Below are 15,517 nucleotides of genomic sequence, written 5' to 3' on the forward strand. Positions count from 1 at the left end.
ACCGGGCCGGGTCCGAGCTCGCGCCGGGTCAGGCGGTGGGGTCGCGCAGCGGCTTGCCCTCGTGCAGGTCCGCCAGGATGTCGCGCATCTCGTTGTCGCCGAGGGAGTGCTTGTCGTGGTGGGCCTCCACCAGCTCGTAGAGCTTGGTCTGGACCCGGCCGACCCCCGGCACGTCGTGCAGGACGGACTGGCCGCGCTCGCCGGCGGACTCGATGGTGAGCGTCCCGCAGCCGAGCAGGCGCTCCACGAACTGCTGGTTCATCGCGTGGTCGTTGATCCGGGTCAGCGGGATGTCCCGCCGGTCGCGCGAGAGCACGCCCTGCTGGAGCAGCACCCGCTCGTTGGTGAAGAGATAGTGGGTGCTCCGCCAGACCAGGAACGGCCACAGCGCCAGCCACAGCACCGCCAGCAGGGCCAGGCCGCCGATGACGGCGAGCGCGATCGAGCCGCCCCCGCCGGAGGGCAGCAGGACCAGGCCGGCCACCACCGCCGCGACGGCGAGCACGAGCACCGCGACCGGCCGGATCAGCGCCTTCCAGTGCGGGTGCAGGTGCAGTACGACGTGCTCGTCCTCGGTGAGCACGTCATCGGGGAAAGCCACGGGAACCTCCTCGCAGAAACGGACGCGCTGACCGTAACGGCTCCCCTCGCACCAGGGGATCAGCCGCGCGGCGGGCGTCTGCGCGGGATTCAGCGAAGGTGCAGCACGTCTCCGGCCGCGAGGGCGCGGCTGCCGCCGGCGGTGGTGACCAGGAGCTGGCCGTCGGCGTCCACGCCGGTCGCGGTGCCGGTCAGCTCCTCGCCGCCGGGCAGCAGCACGCGTACCTGCCGGTCGACCGTCGCGCAGGCCGCGAGGTAGGCGTCGCGCAGGCCGCTGGCGACCGCGTCCCCGCCGGCCGCGCGCCACTCGGCGTACCAGTCGGCGATCCCGCGCAGCAGCGCCCGCAGCAGCGGGTCCCGGTCGGTGGCCGCCGCGCCGGCCAGTTGCAGGGAGGTCGCCGGCAGCCCCGTCGGGTTCTCCGGCAGCTCGTCGGCGCGGAGCGTGACGTTGAGGCCCATACCGAGCACGATCGCGGGCGGCCGGGCGGGCGAGGGGCCCGGCACCGCCTCGGCGAGGATGCCGGCGCACTTCGCGTCGTCGACGAGCAGGTCGTTCGGCCACTTCAGCCGCGCGTCGAGTTCGGCCAGCCGGGTCACCGCCTCGACCAGCGCGACGCCGGCGAGCAGCGGCAGCCAGCCGTACCCCGTCTGGGGTGCGGGCGGCCAGCCACGCTCGGTCACGGCCTCCCCCGGCCGCAGCAGCACGCTGGTGGCGATGCCGGCCCGGGCCGGCGACTGCCAGGCCCGGCCGCGCCGGCCGCGCCCGGCGGTCTGCCGCTCCGCGACCACCACCAGGCCCTCCGGCTCGCCGGCACGGGCCGCCTCGGCGACGTCGGCGTTGGTCGAACCGGTCTCGACGCGCAGTTCCAGCCGGGTCCAGGGCCCGTGCGGGGCGACCAGCGCCCGTCGCAGCCGCGCCGCCGACAGCGGCGGGCGGTCCAGATCGGTGTACGGCGAGCCCGGCATCCCGTCAGCCTACGGCCAGCCCGCCCGGCCGGCCGTCGGCATCGCGGCTCGTCTCGTCTCGACTCGACTCGACTCGACTCGGCTCGGCTGAGGCGAACTGCACAGCGGCGGCGACCTGAACCATCGTTATATTCCCAGGGTGACTACCGAGACCGGGATCAACATCCACAGCACCGCGGGCAAGCTGGCCGACCTGGATCGGCGGGTCGACGAGGCGGTGCACGCCGGGTCGGCGCGCGCGGTCGAGAAGCAGCACGCGAGGGGCAAGAAGACCGCCCGCGAGCGGATCGAGATGCTGCTCGACGAGGGGTCCTTCGTCGAGCTGGACGAGTTGGCCCGGCACCGGTCCACCAACTTCGGCCTGGCGAAGACCCGCCCGTACGGCGACGGCGTCATCACCGGCTACGGCACCATCGACGGCCGGCAGGTCTGCGTCTTCGCCCAGGACTTCACCGTCTTCGGCGGCTCCCTCGGCGAGGTCTTCGGCGAGAAGATCGTCAAGGTGATGGACCTGGCCATGAAGATCGGCTGCCCGGTCGTCGGCATCAACGACTCCGGGGGCGCGCGCATCCAGGAGGGCGTCGCCTCGCTCGGCCTCTACGGCGAGATCTTCTTCCGCAACGTGCGGGCCAGCGGCGTCATCCCGCAGATCTCCCTGATCATGGGCCCGTGTGCCGGCGGCGCGGTCTACTCCCCGGCGGTCACGGACTTCACCGTCATGGTCGACCAGACCTCGCACATGTTCATCACCGGCCCGGACGTCATCAAGACCGTCACCGGCGAGGACGTCGGGATGGAGGAGCTGGGCGGCGCCCGTACGCACAACTCGCGCAGCGGCAACGCGCACTACCTCGCCACCGACGAGCAGGACGCCGTCGACTACGTCAAGGCACTGCTGTCGTACCTGCCGTCGAACAACCTGGACGAGCCGGTGGTCTTCGACGCGCCCGCCGACCTCGACGTCAGCGAGGAGGACCGGGAGCTGGACACGCTGATCCCCGACTCGGCCAACCAGCCGTACGACATGCACCGGGTGATCGAGCACGTCCTCGACGACGGCGAGTTCCTGGAGGTCCAGCCGCTCTACGCGCAGAACATGGTCGTCGGCTACGGCCGCGTCGAGGGCCGGCCGGTCGGCGTGGTCGCCAACCAGCCGATGCACTTCGCCGGCACCCTGGACATCGCCGCCTCGGAGAAGGCCGCCCGGTTCGTGCGCACCTGCGACGCGTTCAACATCCCGGTGCTGACCTTCGTGGACGTCCCCGGTTTCCTGCCCGGCACCGGCCAGGAGTGGGACGGCATCATCCGCCGGGGCGCGAAGCTCATCTACGCGTACGCCGAGGCCACCGTCCCCAAGGTCACCGTCATCACCCGCAAGGCGTACGGCGGGGCGTACGACGTGATGGGCTCCAAGCACCTCGGCGCGGACCTGAACTTCGCCTGGCCGACCGCGCAGATCGCGGTGATGGGCGCGCAGGGCGCGGTGAACATCCTCTACCGCTCGGAGCTGGCCGCCGCCGAGGACCCGGCAGCCGTGCGGGCGGAGAAGATCGCCGAGTACGAGGACACCCTCGCCAACCCGTACATCGCGGCGGAGCGCGGTTACGTCGACAGCGTCATCCCGCCGCACGAGACGCGTACCCAGATCGTCCGCGCGCTGCGCGTGCTGCGCACCAAGCGCGAGACCCTGCCCCCGAAGAAGCACGGCAACATCCCGCTCTGACGCCGCCGGCCCGGCCCGGCCGACCCGCCGGGCCGGGCACGGGTCGGTCAGCAGCCTGTATTCGCCGACGCGCACATCCGGCGCGCCGCCGTCCTGCCCAGCGTCTGCAGGTCGGCGGAGCTCAGGCCGCCGGGGCGCGTTCCGGCGACCGTGTCCTGCAGGGTCCCCGGGCTGAGCGCGATCACGGTGACCAGGTCACCGACCTGCACCACCATGGTGACCTCGACCCCCTCGTCCGCGGCCGCCGCCCTCCCGCTGGCCCGCAGGCGGGAGGGCATCGACACGTGGCGCAGCATCACCGAGTCGTCGCCGGCGAAGCCGCTGATCGGCGTCTCCCAGCGGTGCGTCTGGATGGTCGCCACCGGACGACCGTCAAGGAGCGTGGACTTCGTCAGCTGCCACTCGGCACAGGCGTTGAGCAGCAGCCCGACCAGGCCGAAGACCAGCCGGCCCTGGCCCGGTTGGACACGGTAGACCTCCTGGGTGAGCGCCGGGCCCCGCGTCACCGGGCTCACCGGGGCAAAGAGCAGGGTCTGTGACCGCGAGTAGCGGGACGTGGGCGCCGCCGACGGCACGCCCCGCTCGCGGCCGCAGGACTCCAGCACCGGGTCGACCCGTACCGGTTCCATCAGGCCGGGCTCGCCGAGTTGCACGGCGGTCGTCAGGGGCAGGTCCGCCGGGGCGAGCAGCGCGTCCTGCGGGATGTCGGCCGGCGCGGCGGTCGTCGGCGACACGGCGGTGGCGGCCATGGGCGCCGGGGGCGCGTCCTTCCGCCCGGCCCACTCCCCGACCGCCACGGCCGAGCCGGAGATGACGACGAGCACCGCGACGGCCGCCGTCAGCGCCGTACGCCTGCTGCGCCTGCGCGCCCGGGCGCGGATCTCCGCCGGCTCCGGCCAGCGGACGTCACGCAGGTCGCGGTGCACCTGTTCGACGAACGTCATCTCGTCACGCATCGGCGGCCTCCTCCAGGTCAGAGACGGCGAGCAGCCCGGCGAGCGCGGCACGCCCCCGGGAGAGTCGGGCCTTGACCGTGCCCACCGGGGCGGCCGTCTGCCGGGCCACCTCGGCGACCGGCATGCCCATCAGGTAGTAGAGCGCAATGGCGGTGCGCTGTTCCTCGGGGAGCCGTCGCAGGGCGGTGACCACCTCCACGGTGGCGGTGTCCGGGCCGGGCACGCTCTCGTTGACGCCGTGCCGCAGGTAGGCGCGGGCCCGGCTGCGCAGGCTGCGCCACCGGCTGACCGCGATCCGGCTCGCCACGACCCGCACCCACGCCTCCGGTTCCTCGTATCCGCTGACCGTCGGCCAGCGCTGCCACGCCCTGATGTACGCCTCCTGCACGGCGTCCTGCGCCTCGGCGAGGTCGCCGGTGAGCGCGTAGACGAAGCCGAGCAGCCGTTGCCTGCTGCCCCGGTAGAACTCGTCGAACCCGTCGACGTCCGGCACCTGCTACCTCCCCGTGACGGTCACAGGGGACACGCGCCCGGCGGTGCCGCCGGTTGCCCTGCCGGCCGGGCATTTTCGCCAATCCGGTCGCGTCGAACCCGCCGGCGGAGATCCGTGCGCGGCGTTCGCGGCCCGGTCAGGGGGTCAGGCCGGCCTCGGTGAGGATCGGGCCGGCCAGCAGCAGCGCGCCGGCGCCGAGGGCGACCAGGTTGACCAGGGCGAAGACGGTGACCCAGAAGAAGGCCGGCAGCGGGGTGAGGCCGGCGAGCTGGTCGGCGTCGGAGGCGGGCATCCGGCCGCGCGAGCGCAGCCGTTGCAGCTCCACCACCGGCCGTACGCCGCCGAGCAGCAGGAACCACACCCCGGCGTACGCGAACGCCGCCTGCACCTGCGGTGTGGCGTACCAGGAGACGGTGAGCACCACCCCGCCGGTGACCAGCAGCGACACCACGCCGAAGACGTTGCGGATCATGATCAGCATGGCCAGCAGCAGGGCCACGGCGACCCAGAGCAGCAGGGTGATCCGGTTGCCGCCGAGCAGCCACGCGCCGGCCAGCCCGACCAGCGGCGGGGCGACGTAGCCGGCGAGCAGGGTGAGGATCATCCCCGGGCCGGTGGGCCGGCCGGCGGAGAGGGTGAGCCCCGAGGTGTCCGAGTGCAGCCGGATGCCGTGCAGGCGGCGGCCGGTGAGCAGGGCGGCCAGCGCGTGCCCGCCCTCGTGGGCGATCGTGATGGCGTTGCGGGCGATCCGCCAGGGCAGCCGGGTGCTGACCACCACCAGCGCGACGACGGCGGTCAGCAGCACCAGCAGGGGCGGCGGGTCCGGCTGCGCCGCGAACAGCTTGTCCCAGAGACCGCCGAGCCCGTCGATCGACACCATGGGGCGCGAGCCTACCGGCTCCGACCTGTGTCGCTGCGCCCTCGTCGGTCCGTATCGTGGAAGTCTGATCCGGTGGCGACCGGAGCGGGAGGTGGGCGCCGCCGGCCACTCGCTGCGGCTGCACCGGCTCGACGGCGCGCACTACGTCGAGGAGCAGGTCGCGAAGCCGGGCGAGGAACTCGACCTGGCCGAGCCGATCCGCTGGCGCGTCGACCCGGCCATGCTGCGCTGAGGCGGAGAACCGCGGCCGTCAGGGTGGTCGGCTTCCACCGATCCTGAAGATTTCCTTAGCTCCCCTTGCCTTTCGAGGCACTTACCTCCAAAGATGAACGTCTATTGATTCCGGCGTCCTTGGAGGCATCCATGACCCGTACCGGAACATCCCTGCGACGGCTGCTGGCCGCCACCCTCGCGGCCCTCGCCACCGCGGCGGCGGGGCTCGCCGCGACCGCGGCCCCGGCGTCCGCCGCCACCACCCCCGGCATCGACGTGTCCCACTACCAGGGCGCCATCAACTGGACCAGCGTCCGCAACGCGGGCATCCAGTTCGCCTTCATCAAGGCGACCGAGGGCACCAGCTACAAGGACCCGAGGTTCAACACGAACTACGTGGCCGCCTACAACGCCGGCGTCATCCGGGGGGCGTACCACTTCGCCCGGCCCAACATCTCCTCCGGGGCGGTGCAGGCGAACTACCTGGCCTCCAACGGCGGCGCCTGGTCGGCCGACAGCCGCACCCTCCCGGCCGCGCTGGACCTCGAAGCCAACCCGTACGCCGGCGGCTACTGCTACGGCCTGAGCACGACCGGCATGCGCAACTGGGTCCAGGACTTCCTCAACACCTACCGCGCCCGCACCGGCCGCTACGCCGTCATCTACACGACCACGAGCTGGTGGAACCAGTGCACCGGCAGCTGGACGGCCCCGTGGGCCAACCACCCGCTCTGGGTCGCCCGCTGGTCGAGCACGGTCGGCGCGCTGCCCGCCGGGGCGCCGTTCTGGAGCTTCTGGCAGTACACCGACCGGGGGAGCGTCGCGGGCATCAGCGGCGGGGTCGACCGCAACCACTGGAACGGTGACCGGAGCCGGCTGATCGCGCTGGCCAACAACACCTGAGCATCCAGACGCCTGGGGAGGCGGTTGGCGGCAGCGGGATCGGTTGTCACCGTACGGTCGACAACTGGTCCGGCTGCCGCCACGTCGCGTCTCGCGGGTGTCAGGCCCGCCGTCGGGCCGCCACGGAAACGGTCGCCGCGTCCTCGCGGGCGAGCGCGCCCCGCCGGGCGAAGCGCCGGACGCCCACCCCGGCGAGGGTGACGGTGACGACACTGAGCAGTGCGAACAGCACCGGCAGGCCGGCGGCGGTGAGCAGCAGGACGATGTCGCCGAGAGCCACGAGCATCCACAGTGCCACTCGGGGCCGGGCGTTCCTGAGTCGGTATCCCATGTCGTACCCTCCCTTCCGTCGTAAAGGTCAGATACCCCGTACGGCGGAAGGTCATGCGAGTCGATCTCGCAACGGGCGCGAATCCCGCGATTCAGTCCTTGCGGTCGGGCACGAAGCCCTTGGCGATCCGGTCGAAGTCGGCCAGCTTGGCCTGCCAGTCCTTCGCGGCGACCTCCCAGCGCAGGGCGTAACCGCGGTTCTTGGCCGTGACGAAGCCCCGGTTGCGCACGTGGATCCGGGTGCCGTCACGGGTCTCCAGCCACTCCCAGTCCGCACAGGTCTTGAAGTAGTTGCAGCGCTCGATGCTCAGGTACTGGTAGTTGTTGACGAGCTTCCGGCGGCCCGGCTCGATCCGCTTCCAGTCGGCGTAGGCGTCGGACTTCGGCGTGGAGGTCCACTGCACCAGCAGCTCCCCCGGGCCGCCGGGCTCGTCGAAGACGACCGTGTTCGCTCCGGCGTTGCGGCGCACCCAGGTCGCCGGCAGCGGCACCGTGAAACCGCCCGGGTCCTTGTGCAGCTTCCAGCCCGCCGGCAGCGCGTCCGGTGTCGGGGAGGGGGTGGCCGAGGGCGTCGGGCTCGGCGCGGCGCTCGTGGGCGGGGCCGGCGCGGAGGACTGCGGCGGCTGCCCCTGGGAGGTCGCCGCGCCGGTCGGGTCGGCCTGCGGGGTGCCGCCGCCGTCCCCACCGTCGTCACCGGTCAGCATCGGCACGACCACCACCAGGCCGATCAGCAGCAGCGCCACCAGCACGCCGATCAGCACGTTGCGCCGGGTGTTGTTCGGCTTCGTACCGTCGGACGCCACGACCGTCGCCCGGCCGGACGGCGGGCCCACCGGCGGCGGCATCACCGAGGTGGGATTCGCCGGCTTGCGGGGCGCCGGCTCGACCTTCGTGTCGTCGAGCGCGGGCTTCGGCGGGTCGACCTTCGCGGTCGGGGCCGAGTCCGAGGTCGACGGTCCGACCTTGGCGGTCGGCGCGAGGTCCGACGCCGCGCTCGCGTCCCCGGCCGTCGACGCCGCGGCGGCACCGGCCGCCGCCAGCGGCGCACGCGGCGCCGGCGGGCTGACCGGCCTGTCGGATCCGCTCTCGGCCGGTCGCGGCGCCGGCACCAACGGCGGGCGCGGCTCACGCGGACCGTTCGGCCCCGGCCGGCGTACGCCGTCGAGCAGCGGGATGGTGCGCGTGCGCTTGCCACCCGCGCGGCGGAGCAGCTTCTCCGCCACCTCGGCGGTGATCCGCTCCTTCGGGTCCTTGCGCAGCAGGCCGTTGAGGACCGGCTTGAGCGGCCCGGCGTTCTTCGGCGGCGGCATCGGCTCGGTGGCGAGCGCCGCCAGGGTGGCGATCGCCGACGGTCGCGCGTACGGCGACTTGCCCTCGACCGCCGCGTAGAGGGTGGCGCCCAGCGACCAGAGGTCGGCCTCCGGCCCGGCGGTGCCCTCGCGGGCCCGCTCCGGCGAGATGTACGCGGGCGAGCCGAGCACCATGCCGGTACGGGTCACGTTGGGGTCGCCGGGAATCGTGGCGAGACCGAAATCGGTCAGCACCACCCGGCCGTCGTCGCCCAGCAGCACGTTGCCGGGCTTGACGTCGCGGTGCATCACGCCGGCCTTGTGCGCCGACTTGAGCGCGGCCAGCACGCCCAGGCCGATCTCCACGGCCCGCGCCGGCGTCACCGGGCCGTCCTCGGCGAGGGTGTCCTGCAACGACTTCGACGGCACGTACTCCATGACGATCCACGGGTCGCCGTCGGTGCGCAGCACGTCGAAGATGCGGACCACGTTGATGTGGTTGAGCCGGGCGATGGCCCGGGCCTCACGCAGCGAGCGCTCCCGCATCTCGCGGCGCTCCTCGTCGGTGAGGCTGGGCGGCGGGACGAGTTCCTTGATCGCCACGTCCCGGTGCAGCACCTCGTCGCGCGCCTTCCACACCCGACCCATGCCGCCCTGACCGAGCGGCGAGAGAAGCCGGTATCGGTCAGCGACGAGTTGGGGCAGCGCGTTCGACATCGCCCAGACGGTACCCGGAGCCGACGACGCTCACACCGCCGGCACGCCACTGTGCGGTTCAGGTCAACCTCTCCGGCGCGTACGCTGGCGCCATGTCTGCCGAAGAGCCGCTGTTCCGGGTCGTCCGCGGGGTCCCCACCGCCGAGGAACTGGCCGCGCTGGTGGGCGCGATCGTCGTACGCTCCCGGCCGGTCGCCGTGGCCCCTCCGGCCGCCGCGTCCGCCTGGGCGCGCTCCGGCCGGCCCGTCGCGGCGCCGGTCGCCGGCCCCGGCGCCTGGCGCGCGTCCGGCCTGCCCCGCTGACCTTTCGGCCCTTTTCCGTACGGATCACCGCAGCTCGGCACCCCTGCGCACCAGCGGGGCGGCCGGTGCGCGCCGGGGCGGGGCTGCCGTCACCCCCGGTGACCCATTAACCTCACTCAGGGAGACGGTGCAGTGACGGGTAGGGAGGGCCGATGATCCCCGAGGAGGACCGCCCAGCATCCTGGCTCCGCGGCTACGGCGGCATTGAGGCCGACATCCGCCAGCTCCGCGAGTTCGCCGACAAGCTCCAGGCCGAGGTGCAACGCAACTACGCCCCGCACCTGTCGTACATCGCCGAGGACATGACGGCGCCGGTGCCCAACCCGGCCGACGCGTTCATCGAGCTGGTCAACTTCCTGCGCGCACACCACGAGACCCAGCAGGCCACGGCCAACATGGTCTGGGGCGTCCGCGACGTCACCGGCCACCTGGCAGTCGCCGCCGGCACCGTCGCCGCCCGCTACACCGGGGCGGACGCCTTCGCTGCCGCGCGCGTGACCGACGTGGAGCGCGCCCTCGCCAACCCGGCCGCCGCAGTGTCTCGCGGCGGATCCCCGGTGCTGCGTGATCCCACCGGGCCGGAGCCCGTGCCGGGGCAGGGACAGGGCCCGGTGGTGCTGCCGTGATCGAGCGGGGCGCCGGCGGCCGCACGTCCGCCCTCACCGACTGGCGGCTGATGGACGTCGCCAGCATGTGGGCCTGCCTCCAGGACCACGACACCACCAACCACTGGAAGCAGGTCGCCGGCTGGCGCAAGGTCTGCGACCTCGCCCGGATGCACCTGGCCCGCCTCCAGGAATACCGCAAGGGGCTGGCTGAGGCGTGGCCCCCGGAGACCAACGAGGCCGCCCGGGCGTACGTCCGCGAGCTGGACGAGCTGATCGACCAGGTGCGACGCACGCACGACGCCGCCAGCGCCAACTACACCGCGCTCTCCGCCGCCACGCAGGCCATCAGCGCCACGCGCGCGGAACTCAAGAAGATCTACGAGACGTACGCCGTCAAGGTCCAGGAGAAGCAGACGTACGACGCGACGCTCGCCGACCCGAAGGCCGCCATGGGCAGCCGGGTCCCGGACCGTCCGGTGACGGACGCCGACCTGGAGCGCCTCAACGTCCAGGCGCGCGGCATCATGTACGGCCTCAGCGGCGAACTCCAGCAGGCCCAGGTAATGCTTCGCCAACCACCACCAAGGCCTAAGCCGTCACCTGGAATCGATCAGCACAACTCCGATGTATACGGAGGCGGTGCTGCCGCTCCGGTGATTCCGCCCATCGTTCCTGTACCACTGTCGAACTCAGCTGCTTCGTCTGCTATCCGGCCGACCGCAAACGCGCAACAGGTGTCGGCACCAACCGCCCGTGGCATCGGACCCGTCCTTGGAGGCGTTGCACCCGGCCTAGCGCCTTCTCCAATCAACACAACGTTGCCAGGTGTCGCTTCGCCCGGCCTGCCTAATGGCTCCAGCAGTGGGCCGTTGCCTGCTATGCCACCCGGTGCGCGGCCTGGACGCGGGATCTCTGGATCACCGATCGGTCAGCCTCCCCCAACCAGCCGGGCAGTCAACGGAGCAACAAGCGGCCTTCCGCCTGCCACGCCACCGGCACCAGCCCGCCCCATGCCACCTGGCGGCCTGATCGGCGGAACCCCCGGAACAGGATTTGGACAATCGAGTGGCGCACAGCAACGCCGGGTTAACCCGATTGGTGGAGTGATCGGCGGTGGGGGCGCTGGCACTGCTCCGACTGGGGCTGCAGGCTCCCGCCCTGGTGGTGGTGGCCGCAGCTCCACTTCGGGGCAGAGTATTCCCCCAATCGGTGGAGCGCCCGGGGTGGGGACTGCACGTGCAGGTGGAATACCGGGCCGGTCAGGGCGGCACGATGGCAGTTATGAGGAGTCGCGACGCTGGGACCCGGATCACCCATGGGAAGTAAACCAAGGCGTAAGCCCGGTAGTCCGACCTCCAGACGAAGATGACCCCATCGACCCAGGTCCGGCTATTGGCTTGAACCGTTGAAAACTCGGACTTTTCAGGTCGCCTTGGCGCTGTTCAGTCTTACGGCAACACTCCTGTCGCCCATTCCCTCGCATGCTGGGTCCATCCTTAGCGCTCCAAGTCCGGATGGCAGCGACCGAATCCGACGGGATCAGTGGCACCTAGGCTTCCTCAAGGTCACCGAAGTGCACCAGATTACTCAAGGCGAAGGCGTGACGGTCGCGGTGCCAGACACCGGCGTCCATCCGCATCCAGACCTTGCTAAGAATCTGCGCCTCGGCATAGATATTGTTGCTGGAGGTAGCGGCGACGGCCGGCAAGACCGAGACAGTCATGGAACCGGCATGGCAGGACTCATCGCAGCCCACGGGCATGCCAACCAACAAGGCGCTCTTGGCATAGCGCCGAAGGCAAAGATCCTTCCCATAAGAGTGAAGAGCAAAAACCGGGAAGGCACCAGTCAGGATTTGGCAGACGCAATCAGTTACGCAATCACGCAGCATGTGGAAGTAATCAGCATTTCAGCAGCAGGTGCGGCAGATAGCCGACTGCTAGCAGCAGTCGAGGCTGCAATTCGCGCGGATATCGTTGTTGTTGCGGGAGCAGGCAACAAGCCCTTCAGCCAACATGTCGGCTTTCCCGCCTCTTACCCAGGCGTAATCGCGGTGGGCGGGGTCGACCGAACCGGCCATATTGCCGCCGTCTCGGTTACTGGTTCCGAGATCGATTTGGTTGCACCTGCCGTGAACATCTACAGCACGAGCACTGACGGCAAGTACCGAAGGGGCACGGGAACGTCGGACTCCACCGCCATCGTTGCGGGGGCGGCAGCGTTGATCCGGTCGAAGTACCCGTACCTGCCTGCCTCGGAGGTGGCTCACAGGCTCACGGCTACCGCGATCGACAAGGGTCCCCCGGGACGGGACGACGAGTACGGCCACGGGGTCATCGACCTGGTGGCGGCGTTGACGGCTGACGTACCGCCGCTGGGTTTCGGCTCGACGACGGCCAGCGCGCCGGTCCCCTCCGCCGCGACCACGACGGCGGTAGCGGAGCCGGCGACCGACGGAAACGACGGGTCCACCACCCGTGGCCTGGTCACCCTCGGCGTCATCGTGGCCGCAGGCGGCACGTGGACGTTCGTCGCCCGTCGGCGTCGTCGTGGCGACGACCCCCCGCCCCGGATCAGTCGCTGAGCAATCCAGACGACGGGTACGGGTGGGCAAGGGGTGGACACGTCCCACCGGAGACGTCGTCGTCCCGGCCAGCCGGTAACGTCGGCGACGTGCCGAAGCCCATGTCGCTCCGCCTCGTGCTCGCCTCGGCGAGCCCTGCCCGCCGCAAGATTCTCCAGGCCGCCGGGATCGAACCGGACGTGCTGGTCAGCGGCGTCGACGAGTCCCTCGTGGTCACCGAGCGGGCCGAGGATCTCTGCCTGGAACTGGCGCGGATGAAGGCGCAGGCGGTGCTGACCCGGCTGCGGCCGGCCGACGACCAGCGGACGCTGGTGATCGGGTGCGACTCGGTGCTGGCCTTCGACGGGGAGATCCTCGGCAAGCCGGCCGACGAGGCGGACGCCATCCGGCGCTGGGAGCGGATGCGCGGGCGCAGCGGCGTGCTGCACAGCGGGCACTGCCTGGTCGACGTCGAGGCGGGGCGGCGGGCCGAGGCGGTCGCCTCCACCGTCGTGCACTTCGCCGACGTCAGCGACGAGGAGATCGCCACGTACGTGGGTACGGGCGAACCGCTGGCCGTGGCGGGTGCCTTCACGATCGACGGGTTGGGCGGGCCGTTCGTGGAACGGATCGAGGGTGACCCCAGTACGGTCATCGGGCTCTCCCTGCCGGTGCTGCGTCGCCTCCTCGCCGAGTTGGACCTGCGTCTCACCGATCTGTGGACGAAGGTCGCGCCCGGCAACCAGACGGTCGAACCGCTCGGCTAGCGTCCGTTCATGACCACCAAGTCGATCCCGCTCACCTCGGAACTGCACGCGTACCTGGTCTCGCGCGGTGCGCCGCCGGACGAGATCATGCGGGACCTGGCCGAGGAGACCCGCGCGGCCCTGCCGAACGACGCGCAGATGCAGGTCGCGCCGGAGCAGGCCGCCTTCCTGACCTTCCTCACCCGACTGCTCGGGGTGCGGCAGGCCGTCGAGGTGGGCACGTTCACCGGCCTCTCGTCGCTGGCGATCGCCCGGGGGCTGCCCGAGGGTGGACGGCTGACCTGCTTCGACATCTCGGAGGAGTTCACCGGCATCGCCCGGCGCTACTGGGCCCGCGCCGGCGTGGACGACCGGATCGAGCTGCGCATCGGTCCGGCCGGCGACACGCTGCGCGAGCTGCCCCACGAGCGGCACCTGGACTTCGCGTTCATCGACGCCGACAAGACCGGTTACCCGATCTACTGGGCGGAACTGGTGCCCCGGATGCGCCCCGGCGGGGTGATCGCGGTCGACAACGTGCTGCGCGGCGGCCGGGTGATCGCCCCGCAGAACGCCGACGACCGGGCCATCGCGGCGTTCAACGACGAGGTGCTCGCCGACGTCCGGGTGGACGCGGTGATGCTCCCGATCGCCGACGGCCTCACCCTGGCCCGAGTGCACTGACCCTGACCGGGCAGGACCCCGCCCTGCGCGATCTTGGCAGGAAACGGCCCTCCCAGGGGCCTTTTCCTGCCAAGATCGCCGGGGAATGCCACTCGGCGGGCAGGCAGGGACCTTTTTCAGCTAGGTGCCGGGGAACGGCACCCGGCGGGCAGGCAGGGGCCGGTCAGGGGCCAGGTCTGTCAGTGCCTAGGCGTTCGTCGTCGCGGGGGTGGTGGGGGCGGGTTCGGCCGGGCGCAGGGCGCGGCCCAGGCGGGCGGCGAGCAGCGCGGCCGCCGCGATGAAGGCCGGCAGGAGCAGGAAGGCCAGGTGCGGCCCGACCCCGTCTGCCACCCAGCCGAGCGCGACCGGCGCGATGCCGAAGCCGACCCCCATCGAGTACGACGCGTAGCCGGCCGCCCGGTCCGCAGCCGGCCCGGCGACGGCGAGCGCGATCGAGATCGCCAGCGGGTAGTGCAGGGCGTTGCCGAGGCCGAGGACGACCAGGCCGGTGACGGCGAGCCAACCGACCGGCGCGATCCAGAACAGCGCGAACCCGGCCAGCGACACGCCCAGCGCGGCGAGCAGCAACGGCACGGGCCGGTACCGCAGGGCGAGCCGGCCCCCGACGAGCCGGCCCACGAACATGCCGCAGACGATCGCGGCGACGGCGGCCGAGGCACCCCCGGCTGCCATCCCGGCGTGCGAGCGGAGCACGTCGGCCGTCCAGAGCGACAGGCAGACCTCGATCGAGCCGGTGACCGCCATCAGCACCCAGGCGATCCAGTACGCCGTCGGCAGGCGTCGGCCGCCCAGCTGGGCGCCGACCACCGAGACGACGCCGGCGGGACCCGGGGAGCCGGGGGCAGGGGAGGCGGGAGCCGAGGAGGCGGGAGGCCCGCCGGGAGCCGCGGCAGCGGGGGCGGGTTTCGGCAGGCGTACGCGGAAGGTCAGGGCGGCGAGCGCGACCAGCGCGATCAGGCCGACCTCGACGGCCATCGCCGGCCGCCATCCCCACCCGGCGTCCACGCTGGCGCCGATGACCAGCGGGGCGAGGATGCCGGCGCCGGCGCAGACGGCGTTGGCCTCGGTCAGCGCGGCGGGCGCACCCGCGCCGTGCCGGTCGGTGAGCACCACGGACACGCCGCTGATCACCAGCATGCCGAAGGTGGCGATCACCGCGACGGCGGTGATCGTGGCCGGCAGGTCGCGCACGAGGCCCAGGGCCGCGACGCCGGCCGCCACGCCCGCCAGCCCGGTCCAGATCGCCCGGCCCCGGCCGAGCCGGCGGGCCAGGGGTGCGAAGAGCGCCCCGCCGGCCAGCGCGCCGACGGCGATGCCGGTGCTGTGCAGGCCGGCGACGGCGGCCGAGGTGCCCTGTTCGTCGCGGAGCAGCGGCACGACCGGCCCGAAGCCGTAGAGGAAGAAGCCCCACAGCCCGAGCTGGGCGTAGGTCAGCCAGGTGAGCCGGTCACGGGTGAGGCGGGGCACCGGCCTCACGCTACAAGCGTCGGCCGGGTGCCCCGCCTCTGGTGAGAGGCAGCTCTCGCCGAGGTCCGGCGGGGAGC

At 72.1% G+C, this 15,517-nt stretch carries 16 protein-coding genes; 8 read left to right on the top strand and 8 right to left on the bottom strand.

The window, feature by feature from the left end; genetic code table 11:
* Positions 1-28 precede the first annotated feature (28 nt).
* The gene (locus V6U77_RS06835) at positions 29-601 is read right to left on the bottom strand and encodes a PH domain-containing protein (RefSeq protein WP_334605345.1); all 573 of its coding nucleotides are present in this window, start codon (positions 599-601) and stop codon (positions 29-31) included.
* Between the two features lie 89 nt (positions 602-690).
* Positions 691-1,566 (bottom strand): biotin--[acetyl-CoA-carboxylase] ligase, encoded by an 876-nt coding sequence (locus V6U77_RS06840; RefSeq protein ID WP_334605346.1) that lies wholly within the window; start codon positions 1,564-1,566, stop codon positions 691-693.
* Between the two features lie 139 nt (positions 1,567-1,705).
* On the opposite strand from V6U77_RS06840, the gene V6U77_RS06845 reads away from it, so the two are divergent.
* Positions 1,706-3,289 (top strand): acyl-CoA carboxylase subunit beta, encoded by a 1,584-nt coding sequence (locus tag V6U77_RS06845; protein ID WP_334605347.1) that lies wholly within the window; start codon positions 1,706-1,708, stop codon positions 3,287-3,289.
* A gap of 47 nt (positions 3,290-3,336) precedes the next feature.
* On the opposite strand, the gene V6U77_RS06850 is transcribed toward V6U77_RS06845, so the two are convergent.
* The 3 genes from V6U77_RS06850 to V6U77_RS06860 form a co-directional block, all read right to left on the bottom strand.
* Complete coding sequence (locus tag V6U77_RS06850; RefSeq protein WP_334605348.1) at positions 3,337-4,245, bottom strand: hypothetical protein; 909 nt, start codon at positions 4,243-4,245, stop codon at positions 3,337-3,339.
* Complete coding sequence (locus tag V6U77_RS06855; RefSeq protein WP_334605349.1) at positions 4,238-4,738, bottom strand: RNA polymerase sigma factor; 501 nt, start codon at positions 4,736-4,738, stop codon at positions 4,238-4,240. Before V6U77_RS06855 ends, V6U77_RS06850 begins: the two co-directional genes overlap by 8 nt.
* Positions 4,739-4,874: 136 nt before the next feature.
* Positions 4,875-5,618 (bottom strand): M50 family metallopeptidase, encoded by a 744-nt coding sequence (locus V6U77_RS06860; protein WP_334605350.1) that lies wholly within the window; start codon positions 5,616-5,618, stop codon positions 4,875-4,877.
* A gap of 91 nt (positions 5,619-5,709) precedes the next feature.
* Between V6U77_RS06860 and V6U77_RS06865 the strand changes: the two genes are divergently transcribed.
* Positions 5,710-5,850 carry a hypothetical protein gene (locus V6U77_RS06865; RefSeq protein ID WP_334605351.1) on the top strand — a complete coding sequence of 47 codons (141 nt, stop codon included), beginning with the start codon at positions 5,710-5,712 and terminating at the stop codon, positions 5,848-5,850.
* A gap of 131 nt (positions 5,851-5,981) precedes the next feature.
* Complete coding sequence (locus V6U77_RS06870; RefSeq protein ID WP_334605352.1) at positions 5,982-6,734, top strand: GH25 family lysozyme; 753 nt, start codon at positions 5,982-5,984, stop codon at positions 6,732-6,734.
* A 100-nt stretch (positions 6,735-6,834) separates the two neighbouring features.
* Here V6U77_RS06870 and V6U77_RS06875 read toward each other — a convergent pair whose 3' ends face one another.
* Positions 6,835-7,065, bottom strand: a complete 231-nt coding sequence (locus V6U77_RS06875; protein ID WP_334605353.1) for a hypothetical protein — start codon at positions 7,063-7,065, stop codon at positions 6,835-6,837.
* Positions 7,066-7,156: 91 nt separating this feature from the next.
* Positions 7,157-9,070, bottom strand: a complete 1,914-nt coding sequence (locus tag V6U77_RS06880; RefSeq protein ID WP_334605354.1) for a serine/threonine-protein kinase — start codon at positions 9,068-9,070, stop codon at positions 7,157-7,159.
* Between the two features lie 92 nt (positions 9,071-9,162).
* Between V6U77_RS06880 and V6U77_RS06885 the strand changes: the two genes are divergently transcribed.
* From V6U77_RS06885 to V6U77_RS06905, 5 genes are all read left to right on the top strand, one after another.
* Positions 9,163-9,372, top strand: a complete 210-nt coding sequence (locus tag V6U77_RS06885; protein ID WP_334605355.1) for an acyl-CoA carboxylase epsilon subunit — start codon at positions 9,163-9,165, stop codon at positions 9,370-9,372.
* Positions 9,373-9,524: 152 nt separating this feature from the next.
* Positions 9,525-9,998, top strand: a complete 474-nt coding sequence (locus tag V6U77_RS06890) for a hypothetical protein (RefSeq protein ID WP_334605356.1) — start codon at positions 9,525-9,527, stop codon at positions 9,996-9,998.
* A 1,444-nt stretch (positions 9,999-11,442) separates the two neighbouring features.
* Positions 11,443-12,564, top strand: a complete 1,122-nt coding sequence (gene mycP / locus V6U77_RS06895; RefSeq protein WP_442934389.1) for a type VII secretion-associated serine protease mycosin — start codon at positions 11,443-11,445, stop codon at positions 12,562-12,564.
* A 101-nt stretch (positions 12,565-12,665) separates the two neighbouring features.
* Positions 12,666-13,310, top strand: coding sequence for a Maf family protein (locus tag V6U77_RS06900; RefSeq protein ID WP_334605470.1), 645 nt, complete (start codon positions 12,666-12,668; stop codon positions 13,308-13,310).
* Positions 13,311-13,319: 9 nt separating this feature from the next.
* Positions 13,320-13,973: an O-methyltransferase gene (locus V6U77_RS06905; RefSeq protein ID WP_334605357.1), complete on the top strand. Its 654-nt coding sequence runs from the start codon at positions 13,320-13,322 to the stop codon at positions 13,971-13,973.
* A 186-nt stretch (positions 13,974-14,159) separates the two neighbouring features.
* Here the strand turns inward: V6U77_RS06905 and V6U77_RS06910 are convergent, their stop codons facing one another.
* Positions 14,160-15,440, bottom strand: a complete 1,281-nt coding sequence (locus V6U77_RS06910; RefSeq protein WP_334605358.1) for an MFS transporter — start codon at positions 15,438-15,440, stop codon at positions 14,160-14,162.
* Between the last annotated feature and the right edge of the window lie 77 nt (positions 15,441-15,517).

Origin of the sequence: Micromonospora sp. CPCC 205546 (assembly GCF_036902715.1) — a bacterium.
In the GTDB taxonomy this organism is placed as follows: Bacteria; Actinomycetota; Actinomycetes; order Mycobacteriales; family Micromonosporaceae; genus Micromonospora.

Coding starts and splice junctions, on each gene's coding strand:
- V6U77_RS06840 (WP_334605346.1), bottom strand. CDS start 1,566: ATGCCGGGCTCGCCGTACACCGATCTGGACCGCCCGCCGCTGTCGGCG.
- V6U77_RS06850 (WP_334605348.1), bottom strand. CDS start 4,245: ATGCGTGACGAGATGACGTTCGTCGAACAGGTGCACCGCGACCTGCGT.
- V6U77_RS06860 (WP_334605350.1), bottom strand. CDS start 5,618: ATGGTGTCGATCGACGGGCTCGGCGGTCTCTGGGACAAGCTGTTCGCG.
- V6U77_RS06870 (WP_334605352.1), top strand. CDS start 5,982: ATGACCCGTACCGGAACATCCCTGCGACGGCTGCTGGCCGCCACCCTC.
- V6U77_RS06875 (WP_334605353.1), bottom strand. CDS start 7,065: ATGGGATACCGACTCAGGAACGCCCGGCCCCGAGTGGCACTGTGGATG.
- V6U77_RS06880 (WP_334605354.1), bottom strand. CDS start 9,070: ATGTCGAACGCGCTGCCCCAACTCGTCGCTGACCGATACCGGCTTCTC.
- V6U77_RS06885 (WP_334605355.1), top strand. CDS start 9,163: ATGTCTGCCGAAGAGCCGCTGTTCCGGGTCGTCCGCGGGGTCCCCACC.
- V6U77_RS06890 (WP_334605356.1), top strand. CDS start 9,525: ATGATCCCCGAGGAGGACCGCCCAGCATCCTGGCTCCGCGGCTACGGC.
- V6U77_RS06900 (WP_334605470.1), top strand. CDS start 12,666: ATGTCGCTCCGCCTCGTGCTCGCCTCGGCGAGCCCTGCCCGCCGCAAG.
- V6U77_RS06905 (WP_334605357.1), top strand. CDS start 13,320: ATGACCACCAAGTCGATCCCGCTCACCTCGGAACTGCACGCGTACCTG.